General features: G+C 63.0%; 14 protein-coding genes. 7 read left to right on the forward strand and 7 right to left on the reverse strand.

Annotation, left to right across the window (positions count from 1 at the left end):
• Positions 1 to 180 precede the first annotated feature (180 nt).
• The 3 genes from argE (at position 181) to mscL (ending at position 3,046) form a co-directional block, all read left to right on the forward strand.
• Positions 181 to 1,419, forward strand: a complete 1,239-nt coding sequence (argE, locus tag GH665_RS11040; protein ID WP_153135890.1) for an acetylornithine deacetylase — start codon at positions 181 to 183, stop codon at positions 1,417 to 1,419.
• 55 nt (positions 1,420 to 1,474) lie between these two features.
• On the forward strand, positions 1,475 to 2,509 hold the full coding sequence (locus GH665_RS11045) for a threonine/serine dehydratase family protein (RefSeq protein ID WP_028196605.1): 1,035 nt from the start codon (positions 1,475 to 1,477) through the stop codon (positions 2,507 to 2,509).
• An 87-nt stretch (positions 2,510 to 2,596) separates the two neighbouring features.
• Positions 2,597 to 3,046 (forward strand): large conductance mechanosensitive channel protein MscL, encoded by a 450-nt coding sequence (gene mscL / locus GH665_RS11050; RefSeq protein ID WP_153135891.1) that lies wholly within the window; start codon positions 2,597 to 2,599, stop codon positions 3,044 to 3,046.
• A gap of 171 nt (positions 3,047 to 3,217) precedes the next feature.
• On the opposite strand, the gene GH665_RS11055 is transcribed toward mscL, so the two are convergent.
• The 3 genes from GH665_RS11055 to GH665_RS11065 all read right to left on the reverse strand — a co-directional run bounded on the left by GH665_RS11055 (position 3,218) and on the right by GH665_RS11065 (position 7,483).
• Complete coding sequence (locus GH665_RS11055; RefSeq protein ID WP_153135892.1) at positions 3,218 to 5,236, reverse strand: hybrid sensor histidine kinase/response regulator; 2,019 nt, start codon at positions 5,234 to 5,236, stop codon at positions 3,218 to 3,220.
• Positions 5,237 to 5,315: 79 nt separating this feature from the next.
• On the reverse strand, positions 5,316 to 5,795 hold the full coding sequence (locus GH665_RS11060; RefSeq protein WP_153135893.1) for a response regulator: 480 nt from the start codon (positions 5,793 to 5,795) through the stop codon (positions 5,316 to 5,318).
• Positions 5,796 to 5,872: 77 nt separating this feature from the next.
• Positions 5,873 to 7,483, reverse strand: coding sequence for a sensor histidine kinase (locus tag GH665_RS11065; protein WP_153135894.1), 1,611 nt, complete (start codon positions 7,481 to 7,483; stop codon positions 5,873 to 5,875).
• Positions 7,484 to 7,889: 406 nt separating this feature from the next.
• Here GH665_RS11065 and GH665_RS11070 point away from each other — a divergent pair, with 406 nt between their 5' ends.
• Positions 7,890 to 8,384, forward strand: a complete 495-nt coding sequence (locus GH665_RS11070; protein ID WP_028196609.1) for a hypothetical protein — start codon at positions 7,890 to 7,892, stop codon at positions 8,382 to 8,384.
• 146 nt (positions 8,385 to 8,530) lie between these two features.
• Here GH665_RS11070 and GH665_RS11075 read toward each other — a convergent pair whose 3' ends face one another.
• Positions 8,531 to 11,068 carry an AsmA family protein gene (locus GH665_RS11075; RefSeq protein WP_153135895.1) on the reverse strand — a complete coding sequence of 846 codons (2,538 nt, stop codon included), beginning with the start codon at positions 11,066 to 11,068 and terminating at the stop codon, positions 8,531 to 8,533.
• A gap of 206 nt (positions 11,069 to 11,274) precedes the next feature.
• On the opposite strand from GH665_RS11075, the gene GH665_RS11080 reads away from it, so the two are divergent.
• Positions 11,275 to 11,985: an ABC transporter ATP-binding protein gene (locus tag GH665_RS11080; protein WP_153135896.1), complete on the forward strand. Its 711-nt coding sequence runs from the start codon at positions 11,275 to 11,277 to the stop codon at positions 11,983 to 11,985.
• Positions 11,982 to 12,788 carry an ABC transporter permease gene (locus GH665_RS11085; protein ID WP_153135897.1) on the forward strand — a complete coding sequence of 269 codons (807 nt, stop codon included), beginning with the start codon at positions 11,982 to 11,984 and terminating at the stop codon, positions 12,786 to 12,788. Before GH665_RS11080 ends, GH665_RS11085 begins: the two co-directional genes overlap by 4 nt.
• A 154-nt stretch (positions 12,789 to 12,942) precedes the next feature.
• Here GH665_RS11085 and GH665_RS11090 read toward each other — a convergent pair whose 3' ends face one another.
• Entirely contained in the window at positions 12,943 to 13,506 is a 564-nt protein-coding gene (locus GH665_RS11090; RefSeq protein WP_153135898.1) for a DUF6013 family protein, read from the reverse strand.
• 248 nt (positions 13,507 to 13,754) lie between these two features.
• Positions 13,755 to 14,771 (reverse strand): zinc-binding alcohol dehydrogenase family protein, encoded by a 1,017-nt coding sequence (locus tag GH665_RS11095; protein WP_153135899.1) that lies wholly within the window; start codon positions 14,769 to 14,771, stop codon positions 13,755 to 13,757.
• Positions 14,772 to 14,935: 164 nt separating this feature from the next.
• On the opposite strand from GH665_RS11095, the gene GH665_RS11100 reads away from it, so the two are divergent.
• The gene (locus GH665_RS11100; protein WP_153135900.1) at positions 14,936 to 15,913 is read left to right on the forward strand and encodes a LysR family transcriptional regulator; all 978 of its coding nucleotides are present in this window, start codon (positions 14,936 to 14,938) and stop codon (positions 15,911 to 15,913) included.
• A gap of 30 nt (positions 15,914 to 15,943) precedes the next feature.
• Here GH665_RS11100 and GH665_RS11105 read toward each other — a convergent pair whose 3' ends face one another.
• Complete coding sequence (locus GH665_RS11105; protein ID WP_153135901.1) at positions 15,944 to 16,240, reverse strand: hypothetical protein; 297 nt, start codon at positions 16,238 to 16,240, stop codon at positions 15,944 to 15,946.
• Between the last annotated feature and the right edge of the window lie 15 nt (positions 16,241 to 16,255).

Genomic DNA, 16,255 nt, shown 5'->3' on the forward strand with positions numbered 1-16,255 from the left:
GACTTCGGCGTGCATAGCGGCGTCGCGACGGATACCCGCGCCGGCACGTCCGCCTGATGCAAAAAAAACGGGTACGTCTAGCCGTTTTTCGCTCATGCTGCGGTGCGCAAACGCGCTCCGCAGCATACGGGTGAAGGTTTTTTGGGTATGATCGAAAGACTCAAATGCTGGAGTCTTGTCATGTCACACGTCGCTGAATCAGCGCAGTCCTCGCAAACGCCCGCCTCTGCATCGAATTCTTCCTCGCCTGCCTCGCTTCCCTGGGTCACCCGTCTCGTGTCGATGGACACGGTGAGCCGCAATCCGAATCTCGGTCTGATCGAAACCGTGCGCGACGAATTGCGCTCGGTCGGAATCGAAGCCACACTCACCCACGACGAAAGCGGCAAATGGGCCAATCTGTTCGCCACGATTCCGGCTCACGACGGCGAGACCAACGGCGGCGTGGTGCTGTCGGGCCATACCGACGTCGTGCCGGTGGACGGGCAACAGTGGGACAGCGATCCGTTCAAGCCTGAAATTCGCGGCGACAAACTGTATGGCCGCGGCACCTGTGATATGAAAGGCTTCATCGGCGCCGCGCTTTCACTCGTGCCTGAGATGCAGCGCACGAAGCTCGCCAAACCGATTCACTTCGCCTTGTCATTCGACGAGGAAGTGGGTTGCGTAGGCGCACCGCTCCTGATCGCCGATCTGATGAAACGCGGCGTCAAGCCGGACGGCTGCATCGTCGGCGAGCCGACCAGCATGCGTCCGATCGTGGCGCACAAAGGCATCAACGCTTATCAGTGCTGCGTGCGCGGCCAGGCAGCACATTCGTCGCTTACGCCGAAGGGTCTGAATGCGATTGAATACGCCGCGCGTCTGATCTGCTACATCCGCGATATGGCCGATCAGTTCCGCGAGCAAGGCCCGTTCGACGAACTTTATGACGTGCCCTTCACCACGGCGCAAACCAGCACGATCGTCGGCGGCAATGCGATCAATACCGTGCCGGCCGAATGCAAATTCCAGTTCGAATTCCGCAATCTGCCCACGCTCGACCCCGAACCGATCTTCGCGCGCATCGATCAATACGCACGCGAAACGCTGCTGCCGAAAATGTTGCGCGAGCATCCATCCGGCGCCATCGAGATCACCAAAATCGCTGCGGCGCCCGGCCTCGATTCGTCTGAACAAGCGGCCATCACGCAACTCGTGCGCGCGCTGACCGCCGACCAGGACAAGCGCAAAGTCGCATACGGCACGGAAGCCGGACTGTTTTCGCTGGCGGGCATTCCGAGCATTGTGTGCGGCCCCGGCGACATCCAGCAGGCCCACAAGGCCAACGAATTCGTGGCGCTGGATCAGCTCGTGGCATGCGAACGTTTTCTGCAAAAATTCATTCACAGCATGTCGGTCGACGCCCACGCGCACTGAAACTGAGCGCGGCAAAAATAGTCTTAACCATATCGAGGAAAAACCTACTCACGCCATGTCAACCGCCACGCCGCAGCACACCGACCATACGATCGACGGTGAGCCGATCCCCACACTCGACGACATCGCCACACAGCACTTTGCCCTGACGCCGTGGGTGACACGAACGCCGGTGTTCGACCGGCTCGATTTTCCGTCGCTGGAAGGCACGGTGGTGAACTTCAAGTTCGAGTTGTTGCAGGCGGGCGGCAGCTTCAAGGCGCGCGGCGCGTTCACCAACCTGCTCGCGCTCGACGAAGCGCAACGCAGCGCGGGCGTTACCTGTGTTTCGGGCGGCAACCATGCCGTGGCGGTCGCCTACGCGGCAATGCGCCTTGGCATCAGCGCGAAGGTCGTGCTGTTTCGCGCGGCCAATCCGGCACGCGTGGCCTTGTGCCGGCAATATCGCGCGGAGATCGTGTTCGCGGAGAACATTGCCGAAGCATTCGAACTGGTGCGCCGTATCGAAGCGGAAGAAGGCCGCTACTTCGTGCACCCGTTCAATGGTTATCGCACCGTGCTGGGCTCGGCCACGCTCGGCTATGAATGGGCGACGCAAACGCCCGATCTCGAAGCGGTGATCGTGCCGATCGGCGGCGGCGGGCTCGCCGCCGGCGTGGCCACCGCCATGCGGCTCGCCAATCCCAAGGTGCACATATATGGCGTCGAGCCCGAAGGATCGGATGCGATGGGCAAAAGTTTTGCCGCCAATCACACGATCAAGATGGGCCACATGCACACGATTGCCGATTCACTGGCGTCGCCCCACACCGAGGAATACAGCTACGAGTTGTGCCGCCGTCATATCGACCGGCTCGTCACCGTCTCCGACGAGCAGTTGCGCGCGGCCATGCTGACCTTGTTCGGACAACTTAAGCTAGCTGTCGAACCGGCCTGTGCCGCGGCTACAGCAGCGCTGCTCGGGCCGCTGCGCGAAACGCTGCAAGGCAAGCGCGTCGGGGTGCTGCTGTGCGGCACCAATACCGACCCGGTCAGTTTTGCCGCGCATATCGAACGGGCGCGCCACAGCCAGTCACAGTTTCCAGAATAGAGCCAATCCGCTCTTTCCGCGCCAGGGGACTAGCCTATCGCTCTCAGATTGGTATGATTCGATCATCGACTTCTGGGAGGAACATCTATGAGCATGATTAAGGAATTCAAGGAATTTGCCCTTAAAGGCAACGTAATGGATCTGGCTGTCGGGGTGATTATCGGCGGCGCATTTTCCACAATCGTCAATTCAATTGTTAAAGACCTGATCATGCCGGTTGTCGGCGTTGCTACCGGCGGCCTCGATTTCTCCAACAAATTCGTTCGCCTCGGCGATATTCCGGCGAGTTTCAAAGGCAGTCCAGAATCGTATAAAGACTTGCAGACGGCAGGCGTGGCGGTGTTCGGTTATGGCTCGTTCATCACGGTGGCCATCAACTTCGTGATTCTCGCGTTCATCATTTTCCTGATGGTCAAGTTCATCAACAACCTGCGCAAACCGGCTGAAGCCGCACCGGCGGAACCGCCGCCGACGCCGGAAGATGTCGTGCTGCTGCGCGAGATCCGCGATTCGCTGAAGAACGCGCCGCCGCGTTAAGGCTTCCGCATCAAGCATCCGCAAAAGCATTCGCGTCAAGCATTGGCACCGGTGCATTAGCCGGCGCACTAGCCGACGACAATGAAAAAGGCCTGTAGCGCGAAAATCGCCACAGGCCTTTTTTCATCCTGCACGCCAGTTACACCACCTCAGTCGGGGCCGAAAATACAACTAGGCGCCCTTTGCGCCCGCTTCGTCCTTTTCGTCCTTATCATCGGCTTCGCCCTTTTCCGCCTTCAGGTTCAGCGCGCTTTCAATCATTGTTTCGAGCTGTCCGAAATTGACGGGTTTGGTCAGATGCGAAGTAAAGCCCGCGCTCAGGCAACGGCGCACGTCTTCGTCGGTACCGAAGCCGGTCAACGCAACCGCCGGCGCATCCGAATGCTCGCGGAACGCCTTGACGAAATCGAGACCGGTGCCATCCGGCAAGCCCACATCGCTGATCACCAGATCGAAGCTCTGCAACTGGGTGGCGGCCAACGCATCGTCAACCCGCCCCACCACGGTCACGTCGTGCCCCAGGCTGCGAATCAGCTGCGCCATCACCTCGGCGGTATCCACGTGGTCTTCGATCAGCAGGATGGTCAGCAAACCGGGCGGACGCACCTCATCGGGCGCGGCGACAGGCGTCAGCTCCTCCGGCGCGGCGGCCGTGGGCAGCGTGATCGTGAAGGTCGCGCCGCAGTGCGGGCCCGGACTCTGTGCGATCACCGTACCGCCGTGCACGTCGGTCAGCGCCTTGGTGATCGCGAGACCCAGGCCCAGGCCGCCGAATTGCCGCGTCATGTTCTGGTTGCCCTGCTCGAAGGCATTGAAAAGCTTGCCGATCTGCTCGGGCTCGATACCGATGCCCGTATCCTCGACCGAGATCTGCACATGCATGCGTTCATCATGCGTGCGCACGTAGATATGACCGCCGTCCGGTGTGAATTTGGCCGCATTGCGGATCAGGTTCCACAACATCTGCTGCAGCCGTGCGCGATCGGCGAGCACGTAGTGATGCTCGGCGTTCTTGTGGACGTGTACGTCCTGCTGCTTGACCTGGATCTCGCTACGGAAGAGTTCGAGCACGCTGTCCATCACCTCATGCACGTCGACCGTTTCGAGCGACAAACGCAGCTTGCCATTCGCCACACGCGTGAGATCGAGCAGATCGTCGATCAGGCGCGCTTCGAGTTCGACGTTGCGGCGGATCATGCGCACGCTCGTGCGTGCCTGGTCGGGCAGACCCGGGATCATCTCCAGCACGCTGGCCCCCGCCAGCACCGGCGTGAGCGGCGTGCGCAATTCGTGCGACAGCATGGCGAGGAAGCGGTCTTTCGCACGATTGGCTTCTTCCGCGATCTGGCGAGCGGCCTGCTCCGAGGCGAGCAAGCGTTCGCGCTCCTCGATCGCCTCGCGCTGCGGATGAATATCCGTGCAACTGCCGAACCATTTGCTGATATTGCCCTCCGGGTCGCGCATGGCGACTGCACGGACGTCGAACCAGCGATATTCGCCGTCATGGCGGCGAATCCGCAGTTCGTGCCGATAATCGCCGGCGCCGCCCGTCACCGCCTTGAGCCAGGTCCGGCGAATCTCTTCACGATCGTCGGGATGCACCGCTTCGAGCCATGCGAGGCCGTACGAACTGCTTTCCGACAATCCCGTGTAGTCGAACCACTGCTTCGACAGGAAATCGCAATCGCCCGCTGCGTTGCAGGTCAGCACGAGGTGCGGCAACGCCTCGGACAAGGTCCGGTAATGCTGTTCGCGGTCGCGCAACAGCAAGGCTTCAGCCGACGCCTTCTGCAAGCGCACCTGGGAAAGCACACGCTCCACGGCTTCCGGCAGGTAATCGAGGTAGTCGCCGGATTTCGGCACCACGTCGGACACGCCCGCGCGTAACGCTTCGATGACGCGGGATTCGTCAGTGAAACCGGTCACGAGGATGGCGGGAATCCGCACACCTTCGGCCCGCAAACGGCGAAAGAAGTCGAGGCCGGTTTCGGGCCCGCTCAACTGGTAGTCGAGCACCAGCAGGTCGGGCGCGCCGGCAGCAAGCCGCTCGCGGGCCGTGTCGACACCGGCGCAGATGGCAACCCGGCAGCCGGCGCGTTCGAGCGACTTGCGCGCGAGCCGCAGGATGCCTTCGTCGTCATCGACGACCAGCACATACGCGGCGGGTTGCGTGGACACTTCTTCGGTCATGCGGAGTCTTCTTTCGCTAGGTCTGATATGGTTATCTTGTCATGAGCCGCTTTCGGCTTGCCTTCGCATGCGCCTTCCGTCAAGGCGCCGCCAGCCGGTGGCCCGCCGGCAGCTTGACGACTTGCAGGAAGAAGCCGAGGCGGCGGACGGCTTCGATGAACGCGTCGTATTCGACCGGCTTGGTGATATAGACATTGCAGCCGAGTTCGTAACAGCGTTCGATTTCGCGCGGATCGTCGGTCGTGGTCAGCACGATCACCGGCACCGCGGCGGTCTGCGGCGAATCCTTCAGACGCCGCAATACCTCGAAGCCATCCACCCGCGGCATTTTCAGATCGAGCAGCACGACGAAATTCGTCAAATCCTCCCGAGGCGGGTAAGGACTGGCTGCAGCGTCCGCGGGCGCCGGGCCGAAGAAGTAATCGAGTGCCTGCTGGCCATCGCGAAAGCGCACGAAACCGTTTGAAACACCGGCACGGCGCAGATTGCGCTCCACCAGCGTGGCGTGGCCGTCGTCATCCTCGATCAGCACGATGCTGACCGTTTCCCCGTGACTCATATGCCCTCCGGGCTGACAATCCGTTTTTGCATCATGTTTTAGCTATCCCCACATTTTTTCCCGATGCCTGCCCTGACTCAATTGCGCGCGGGCTGTTCCGGCAACACGACGAAAAAGGTCGATCCCGCCCCTTCCGCGGACTCGACCCAGATGCGCCCGCCATGCCGTTCCACCATCCGCCGCACCACGGCGAGGCCCACGCCGTCTCCGTTCGCGACGTCGCCGTGCAGGCGCTGAAACGCCCGGAACACCTTCGACATATACGCTGCCGGAATGCCGAGGCCGTTGTCACGCACATAATAAGTGCGCGTGCGTAACGCGCGCGGCTCCGTCTCGTCGACCGGTTCCGGCTCCAGCGCGCCGATCTCGATGCGCCCATTGCGCGCCGGGTCGAGATAATTCAGCGCGTTACCGACCAGGTTGCTGAAAATCTGCTCGATCGCACCCGGGTCGCCCCACGCGGGCGGCAATTCGCGCACGGTGACCACGGTCGCCCGCTGGCTGATCACGCCCTGCAGCGCGTCGACCACCCGCCCTACCACGCGTCCGACACTGACCCGCTGCCATTGGTATTCAAGCCGGCCGGCACGCGAAATCCGCAACAGCGCGTCAATGATCGCCGCCGCCTGCGTTACCGCGGTGCGCAGATATTGCAGAGACTCGCGCACGTCGCCATCAAGGATATGCGCCATACGCCGATGCTCAGGCTCCGGCAGATTCGCCGCCTCGACGATGCTGTCCAGTTCGTCACACGACACCTGCAATTCTTTCGAAAAGCCCTGCAGATTCACCAGCGGCGAGCGCAGATCGTGCGATACGCTGTAGATGAACATTTCGTTGTCTTGCGTCTCCTGGCGCAGCTCTTCGTTCACGCCCGCCAGTTCCCGCGCGCGCGCCTCGAGCCGCGCTTTCAGCAGCGTCTGCTCGCCTTCGGCCTCGCGCAGGCGTGCACCCGTCTGATGCAGCACCGCGTCGAGCGCGGCAATTTCGTCGCTGCCGGACAGCGGCGGCGCCAGCTCCCAGCCGCGGCCCAGACGTTCGGCGTTGCCAGTCAACACTTCCAGACGCCGGCCGATACTACGCGCAAACACCACCGCGGTGACCGCCCAGATCAGCATCGACCCCAGCACCGCGGCGATCAGCGCGTACTGCTGGCGTTCATGCCGCCGTGCCAGCGCCGCGGAGCGCTCGGCGTCGAGCCGCGAGGCTTCGCTGCTGAATTCGGCGAGCTGCTCGCGAAACAACGCGATCTGCGAAGGGAGCGCGCCAGTATCCTGGGCCGCAAACGAATTCACGTTGTGTCCGGCGCGCAGCGCCTGTGCGATCGCGTTGGCCTGTTCGCGATACGCCTCGATCGCCTGTTGCATCCTGCGTACGCGTTCGGCCTGCTGCGGCGTATCGGCCACCAGCGTTTCCAGGCTCGAAAGCCGGTCGCCGAGATCGACCCAAACGGTATGACGGTCGATAAACGACGGATCGCCGACGACCATACCCGTGCGGACCCGCGCGGCCTGACGCAGCAGCGGATCGACAATGGCCGACGACTGATAAAGGATCTGCTTGCTGTTGCTGACCCACTGCGCGGCCTGCGCCGTTTGCTCCTGGGTATCGAAGAGGACGCCCAGAAGCGCCAGCTCGACCACGCTCGGCACTGCAATCAGCAGCAGACCCTTGGTGAATAGTTTCATGTTCGCCCGAAGGGTCGTTCAAGCCGCGGCGCGCTTGCCAGTCGTGCATCGACCACGCGCGTCGCCGCACCGCGCGGGCGGCCCGTTGCGGTGCGGGATTGGCGAGCACGCCACGGTGCAGCCGGACGGGCCATTATCGACGTGAATGTGAGATATTTCAACGTAGGGACTGGATGCGCTCGCCCACACAAAAATGACTTTTTTATTGATACGGGATGTTTTTTCGGCGGCGCCTGAGTCTATGATGGAGACAGATGTGCTGGGAAGCGAAAGCGCGCGGCGAGGCGGTTCGGCATGATTCGTGCGGGAGGCGGTGGGACGGCGTAGACGTCGAATCACCGTGAATCCGGCCTTGTCGTATGCTATAAAAGATCGACGTGCGGCGCGCGAAGCCGGGAGTTGTCGCATGAGGACGCTGCGTTTCTTGCAATTCTTTTTCAGGCGAATTTTTATGTCCTTCCCGAAAAAGCGTAGACGCGCGAAGGTGGACGGCGATGAGTCGTTCCTCGCGGTACTACGGCATTTCAAGCCGTTCGGTCAGCTCGACACCAAAATTGCGCGCGCCCGCGCGCAAGACGAGCCGGTACTCTATGCACATGTGCTGCCGGGGCTCGACGTTCTGCTCTGCAGCGTACGAGGCGCGCAACCGCCCTATCCCGCGCCCGCCGAATTGCGGCGGCGTTGCATCGAATCCATCACCAATGCGCTGGAGCAGCCGCTAGATGGGCTCGAGAACGGCGGGTACTGGTATGAAGCCGACGGCTTCGGCTTTCTGGTCTTTGCCAGCCGGGCTCGAGGCAAGATCCTGACGGAATTTGGCGCCACCCGCGTTGGCGGCGCCCGGCGAGGGGTTCGCCGGCAGGATGCCGCGGGCGACGCCGCACCGCGCTCGCTCAGGTAGTTCTTTCCTTCCCTTATCGGCGCCGGCGTTTTCAGCCACGCGGCGCCCATTTCCCCGTCTTTCTCTTTCTTTTCCCCTTTCGCCGTGGCACGCGCCGCTTGCGCGATGCTCACGCCCAACGGCCGTGGGTCTCGGGCAAAAAATCCTCAATTCCCTTTGTATTCGGCCGCCGCGGCCGGCGGCATGACTGCTGCCGCAGGCTTCTTTCCGGCCGCAGCCGGCGAATGCGCGTCCGCTGAAGGCTTGTTCACAGGTGCACCGTCGAGGGAAATAGCCGGTTTGGGTTGCTGCTTCATGCCCGGCGGCGGCGCGCTCGGCGCCTGACGAACCTGCGAGAGCAACTGCGCGCACGGCAGCGGCTTGTTATTGCTAGGCGCGAGCAGCGGAATCAGCGCCGCAAACGGATTGATCAGACCGAGCCCGATCGCGGCGCCCCCTCGCAGCGCCAGCGCGGCGGCATTCACCCCCACGTGCGGATCCTTGAACGTCCCCTTCACATACAGCGGCGAGCGCAGCGAAAACACCCGGAAGCCCTTGGTATGCGGATGCACGCCAAGATCCATCGACTCATCGCGCAAATTCACATTGCCGTCGATGTCGATCACCGCGTCGTCCGTGTCGAGCGCGAAGACACGTGAATCCAGCACGCCGTTGGTCGCGACAAAATCCGCCGCCGCGCAGTTGATCTTCACGTCGCGACTGCCAAACAGTTTTTCGTAGACCACGTTTGCCACGTTCAGGCCCGCGGCTTCCATCAGCAGGCGGCTCACCGTCCCGTCGGTCACCAGGGCCTTCACCTCGCCGTTGGAAGTCGCTGCCAACGCCGCCGGCGAATTGCCGGTCGCGCTCAATGCGGCGTCGCCGTTGATTTCACCGAGTGCGTTCTGCATCGTCTTGAAGTTCGGGAACAACTGCTTGAGCTTCAGATGCCGCGCCGAGGTCGCGAAGCGGCCCTTCAACGGTGTCGTGCTGCCATCCAGATGAATATCCGATGACAGCGAGCCGCCGGCCACGCCGAACTTCAGCGGTTCGAGCGACAGCAAGCCGTCGGTCATCACGACGTGCGCGTACAAATCCGTGATCGGCAGGTTGGCGTCCTTGACGATGCGGCGCCCCGTGAACTTCACGTCGGCGTCGATCGCTTTCCAGCGGTCGGTGCGAAACTCTTCCACGGGCAGCACCTTATTGCCGGGTTGGGCCGTCGCGTCGCCGCGCTTCGCCTTGCTGGCCTTCGAGTCCGCGCCGATGATCGGCGCCAGATCGGCGAATTGCAGCAGATGCGACACCAGTTCGCCCTGCAACAGCGGACGTGGCTCACGCGCCGTGTAGGTCAACGAGCCATTCAGATCGCTGCCGCCCACCCGTCCTGTGAAATTCTCATACGTGAAGACGTTGCCGCTGGACTTGAACTGACCGATCAGGTGTCCGTCGGTCGCATACGGGGGCGTGTCGGGCAAGGTCACGCCGGTCAGCGAATACAGGCGCGCGAGGCTGTTGCCTTGCAGCCAGAGGCGCAAATCGACCGCGGCGAGATGCGCCGGATCGGTGATCGTGCCCACCAGGCCGACGCGCAGATCGCCTGCCTTCACATCGGCCTGCACCGGGAACGGGCGGTTTGCGTCCTGCAACGCCAGCACGCCGCCGACCTTGCCGCTGCCGGACACCGGCGTCTTGTTGTAGGTCCCCTTGACGGTCCAACCAATCGCGTAAGGCGGGATCGCCGGTTTTGCGCCGTTCGCCGTGCCTGCGGCGCTGCCGCCCGAGGCCACCGCGGCACCGCTGGCCGCCGCGCTTGTTGCTGTGCTTGCTGCTGCGCTCGCACCATTCGTACTACTTGCGCCATTCGGAGCACTTGCAACCAGCGCGCCCGAGGTGCCATTCGCCGCGCTCGCGCCCGAAGCGGTGGCCGCCGTCGACGCAGCATCGGCAGCCGTCGACGCAGCATCGGCCGCCGCCGCCGCGGAGGCCGCCGCAGCTTCCGATGCGGCCTGTGCATTCGCCTGGGCGGCCAGCTTGCCCGCGCCCGCTTTACCGACCGTCTCCGCCGATGCGGTGCGCGACGCCGCCTCCTGCTGCTTCATCACCTCGCCGATCGGAATCGGCTGGCCCAATGTATCGATGGCTACCTGCACCTCGACCTTCTTCTGCTGGTCGGACAAGGCGACATTGCCCTTGGCAAACGCGATGTCGTGCAGATCGAGCCGCCATTCGGAAGGCCCGCTGGAAGACGCCAGTTTGAAGGTCCAGTTGTTGCGCCCGTCGAGCAGTCGTTCGAGGTCGACCGACGGATTCACAAGATTGATCGCGGGAATCACGATATCGTGCGCGAGCAGCGGCAGCACCATGACCTCGAAGTCGATTTCATCGAGCGTCGCGAAGTGCGGCTGTTTGGCCCAGTCGGGATTGCCTACCGTGATATTGGCCGCCGAAAAACGCGGCCAGGGCACCCAGCCGCGCCAGCCAGTCTCGCCGACCGGATGCCGCCACCCGACTTTCAGATCGCCGTTGATCGCGAACGGCCGGCCGATCGCCTGCGTGACCTTGTCGTCGATGTAAGGCCGCGCGCGGTTCCAGTCAAAGGTCAGAATGAAAATTGCCAGCGCGACAATCAGAATGACGATGATCGCCAGCAGCCATGCGATGATTTTTCCTATCCGCCTTCCAATCGTGCTCGACACCGCCATTGAGAAACTCCGCCTTTGTTCTTTGTTGTGCATCGGGGCAGCACGTATCGTGCCTGGTAATATTGCCTTAAGGGTGCCGTTTTATCATGCCGCAGCGTCCGGGCGCGAGCTACCCTGCGGATTACCTGTCACGCAAAATGTCAATGAGCGTCAATGAATGTCATGGCACCCCTGAATTCACGCAAAAATTCACCCACGACCCAACCATGACCGATGTTCCCTTCGTCTTCGCCGACGGTATCGCCCGGCGCGATGCCTTGCGCGGACAGACGCTGCTGCAACCCACCACGTTCGCCCTCTACGCAAGCGACCGCGTCGCCATCACCGGGCCGTCGGGTTCGGGCAAAAGCGTGTTTCTGCGAGCCCTTGCCCTGCTCGATCCGCTCGATGCCGGACGCATCATGTGGCACGGCGCGCCGGTCGAACGCGCGGCCATTCCGGGTTACCGGCGCAACGTCGCGTATATCCGGCAGCGGCCCGCGCTGCTGGACGGCAGCGTCGAGGACAATCTGCGATATCCGTACGAACTGCGCACCTATCGCGACGTGCGCTTCGATCGCGCACGCGCGGCGAGCCTCGCCGCTCAGGCCGGCCGCGGCGATGACTTTCTCGACAAACGCGCGAGCGAGTTGTCCGGCGGAGAAGCGCAGATCACCGCGCTGATCCGCGTGCTGCAACTTGCCCCCGAAGTGCTGTTGCTGGACGAACCCACCGCTTCGCTCGACCCGGAATCGTCCCACGCAATCGAAGCGCTGGTGCACGCATGGTTCGCCGCCGATCCCGGCCGGCATGCATCGATGTGGGTATCGCACGACCCGGCGCAAGCCGCACGCATGAGCGCGCGGCATCTCACGATGCGCGCCGGCGTGCTCGACGAATCCGCGGTGACGTCGGTACAGCAGGAGCTCGGCCAATGACCTTGCAAAACCTCAGTCTCTGGGACGTCGCGATTGCCGCACTGCTGATCGTGGTGAACGGCGTGGTGTCGGTGGCGCTCAAACTGGACCTCGAACGCAAGCTCGCGTGGGCCGCGGTCCGCACCGTCGTGCAGTTGCTGGCGATCGGCTATGTGCTCGGCTGGGTGTTCCGTTACGACCGCTGGTTCGTGGTGCTGCCCTTGATGGTCGTGATGACGCTGATCGCCGGTTTCGCGGGCGCGCAGCGCGGCAACCGCACCTACGCGGGCCAGCGTGCGGATAGTGTGCTGTCGATCTGGGTCAGTTCGTGGCTGGTGGGCGCGGTGGGCCTCTTCGTCGTGATCCGCATTCACCCATGGTATGAGCCGCAGTATGCGATTCCGATTCTCGGCATGATCCTCGGCAACACGCTGACCGGCGTGTCGCTCGGCATCGAGCGGATGACCGAGGAACTGACCGCGCGGCGTGACCGTGTGGACATGGCGCTCGCGCTCGGCGCAACCCGCTGGGAAGCGGCGCAGGCGCCGGCACGCCAGGCGGTGCGCGCGGGCATGATGCCCACGCTGAATCAGATGGCCGTGGTCGGCGTGGTGAGTTTGCCAGGCATGATGACCGGGCAGGTGCTGGCCGGACAGTCGCCATTGCAGGCCGTGCGCTATCAGATCGTGATCATGTTTCTGATCGCGGCCGCGTCGGCCCTGGGCACGGTGGGCGCCGTGCTGCTCACCTATCGGCGGCTTTTCTCGGCGGAGCACCGGTTTCTGTCGGCACGGCTGGTGGAGCGGGCGGTAAAGCAGCGTTGAAGCGGCAAACAGGCGCGCCGCGCAAGCTTCGGGCCGCCTGTCCTCCTGTTTTCCTGTCTGTCTGCCTGCCTGACGACAACCACAACGACAGCAGCGGCCGCTGCCGACCGGCACACGGCCGCACCCGCATCACGCACTGTTCAGCACGCGCCCGTCAACGTTTCGCAGTGACCGCCAGTTCGGTGCCGTCATTGAGCGTCAGCGTTTTCGTACTGCCATTGGTCGGCATCGTAAAACGCAGAATCTGGCTGACGCTCACCTCGTTCGGACACTTGAGCGTTTTGCCGCCACTCGTCACGGTCTTCACGCCATGCGGCGTCTGCGCCTGGAAGCTCAATTGCACGGACGCGGTGCCGTCGCCGCCGACCACCGGCGCAAAGCGGATCTGCGTTTGACGAATCATCGCGCCATTGGAGTCGGTCGGGAGCGACGAATAATTCGGGCAGCTATCCGCGGCAGGTACGGGGCCGCCTGGCGGCACGGTTTTCCACGTGAAGTCGTCCGATTCGCCGGAGCGGATCGTGCGGGTTTCCTGTGAATTGCCGAATTGTTTCGACGTAACGCGAACCGTGTAACGGATCGGACCGTCGAGGGCCGACTGTGACGTCACCGTGATCGGCGTGGCGGCGTGAGCCGCCGTCACGAGCATGCCGGGCGCAAGCGCGCATGCGAGAGAAGCAACAACTGAAACGGCGGAGAGTTTGAAGCTGAAGCTCATACTGTCACCTCGTTGTTGTACCGCTGCGCGCCCGCTCAAGCGCTACTGCCGATACACCGCCTGACCGAAACCTGATTGATGCCGGGTCCGCGAGACACGCAACTGTTTTAGCATGATGCCCCACCAGTCTACCGCCAAGCGGCGCCGCGCGCGCCTCATACGAATCGGGTATTACCCCGCTTGCAATGAGACGTTTTCTGCGCGCGCGATCTGACAGAACCGCTCAACTCCGTGAAAACCTGCCCGGCTCAGAAACCTGTCAGCACCAGCTTGCCGATCGCGCGCCCCTCCTCGAGCAGCCGATGCGCCCGGCGCAAATTCTCCGCGTTGATCTTGCCGAGTTCCTGACCAACCGTCGTGCGCAACGTGCCCGCATCGACCAGACGCGCCACTTCGGTCAGCAGCTTGTGCTGCTCGATCATGTCGGGCGTGCCGAACATGGAACGCGTGAACATGAACTCCCAGTGGAACGCTGCGCTTTTCGTCTTCAATAATTCGACCGGCAGCGGCTGGCTATTTTCGACGATCGTGCAAATGCCGCCCTGCGGTTTGAGCACTTCGGCGGCGGCCGGGAAATTCCTGTCGGTATCGTTGAAGATCAGCACGTAGTCGACCTGCTCGATGCCGAGTTTTTTCAACTGCGCGGGCATATCGCCGAAGTGATCGACGATATGATCCGCGCCCAGCTCGGTCGCCCACTTCGCCGATTCGGGACGCGAGGCGGTCGCGATTACCTTCAACTTCGCCAGCTGTTTGGCCAGTTGAATGCCGATCGAGCCGACCCCTCCCGCCCCGCCGATGATGAGCACCGTGCGGCCTTCGTCCGCGCCTTGCGGCGAGACCCCGAGGCGGTCGAAGAGCGCCTCCCAGGCGGTGATCGCGGTCAGTGGCAACGCGGCTGCGTGCGTGAAATCGAGCGATGCCGGCTTACGCCCGACAATGCGCTCGTCGACCAGATGGAACTCGCTGTTCGCACCTGGCCGCGTGATGCTGCCCGCATAAAAAACCGGATCGCCGACCTTGAACAGCGTCACGTCCGGCCCGACCGCCGCCACCGTGCCGGCGGCGTCCCAGCCAAGCACGCGCGGCGCTTGCTCGATAGTGTCTTTCGGCGACCGCACCTTGTAATCGACCGGATTGACGGAAATGGCCTCGACCTTCACCAGCAAATCGCGGCCGCTGGCTTCGGGTTGGGGAATATCGACGTCGACCAGAGACTCGGCTTGATCGATCGGCAAATAGCGATAGAGACCCACGGCTTTCATCACAGCTCCTGTTGTTTCAAATGAGGTTGAGAGACCGGCGATCGATTGCCGGCGGCGCCTGGGCGCCGTGACTGCCAATCGATCGCATTGACGTCATGCTAAGGCGGTTCTTATTCTCATAAAAGCGTCATAATGACTGAAACATCTTTTTGAATTTCAGAAGAATGGCCCATTCTGATAACCCGGCACAACCCGCTGCAAAATCCAGCGTAAACGCCCGACACAACGAGCGGGAACGGCTCGATCTGCTCGACGTCGCACTGTTCGTGCGAGCCGCCCTGCTCGCCAACGTGTCGGCGGCCGGCCGCGAATTCGGCTTGTCGGCGGCGGTGGCCAGTTCGCGCATCGCGCAACTGGAAAAGCGCCTCGGCGCGCGTCTGCTGCATCGGACCACTCGCCGCATCAGTCTCACGCAGGATGGCGAGGTTTTCATGACCCGCGCCCAGACGCTGCTCGACGCGGCCGATGCCGCCCGCGCTTCGGTGGGACGCGCGCAGGCCGAACCGCAGGGGCGCTTGCGAGTGTCCATGCCGTCGTCGTTCGGGCGGCAGCACGTGTCACCGGTGATCAGCGAATTTCTGCGCCGCTATCCCGGCGTGAGCGTCGATCTGCGGCTGACGGATCAGCTGGTCGATCTGGTCGACGCCGGTATCGATGTAGCAATCCGCGTCGGCGTGCTTAAGGATTCGTCGCTGGTGGCGCGGCGTCTCGCCGTGAACCGGCGCGTGCTGTGCGCCGCCCCCGCCTACCTCGCTGCGCGTGGCACGCCGCACCATCCTTCGGACCTCGCCCGGCACGAATGCATGATCCTGTCCGACCAGCGCGACTGGGCCTTCGTAACGCCCGCCGGTCCGCTCGAGGTGCGCGTGAGCGGACGCCTCGTTGTCGACAACGGTGAAGTCATTCGCGACGCGTTGCTGGCCGGTTTCGGCATCGCACTCAAATCGACCTGGGATGTAGCGCCCTATCTGCACAGCGGCGAGCTGGTGAGCGTGCTCGACACCTATCCGCTCGCGGAGCAGGTGGCGATCTGGGCGGTCTATCCGAGCCGTGCGTTCGTGCCGCCGAGGACACTCGCATTCATCGAGTTCCTCGCTGCGCATTTCGGCGACCCGCCGTATTGGGATGTGGAACCGGAGTGAGCCGCTCCGGTCAACGCGCGTGGCGCACCGTCAGTGCTTGCCGCGCCCGCCACTGCCGGGTTTGTGATCGGAGTTGACGTCCGCGTGCGAGTCGTTCTGGGTTTTCTGCTGATACTCGTCGCCGCCGCGGCGGTCCGTGTCCTTCAGTCCGCGCTCGATGTCGCGATGCGCCTGCTTGCCGACGCGACGCGGATCGCCGTCATGTTGCGATTCCGGATCCTGATCGGTTTCATGCGGCAACGGTGCTGATGACTCTTCGAGAGGACGCTTCTTTGTGTGCGGGTCGGCTTGCTTGTCGCCGTTGGATGATTGCGGTGAGGTCTTCATGGTTTGCTCCTCTTT

The sequence above is a fragment of the Paraburkholderia agricolaris genome (genome assembly GCF_009455635.1).
Classification (GTDB): Bacteria; Pseudomonadota; Gammaproteobacteria; order Burkholderiales; family Burkholderiaceae; genus Paraburkholderia; species Paraburkholderia agricolaris.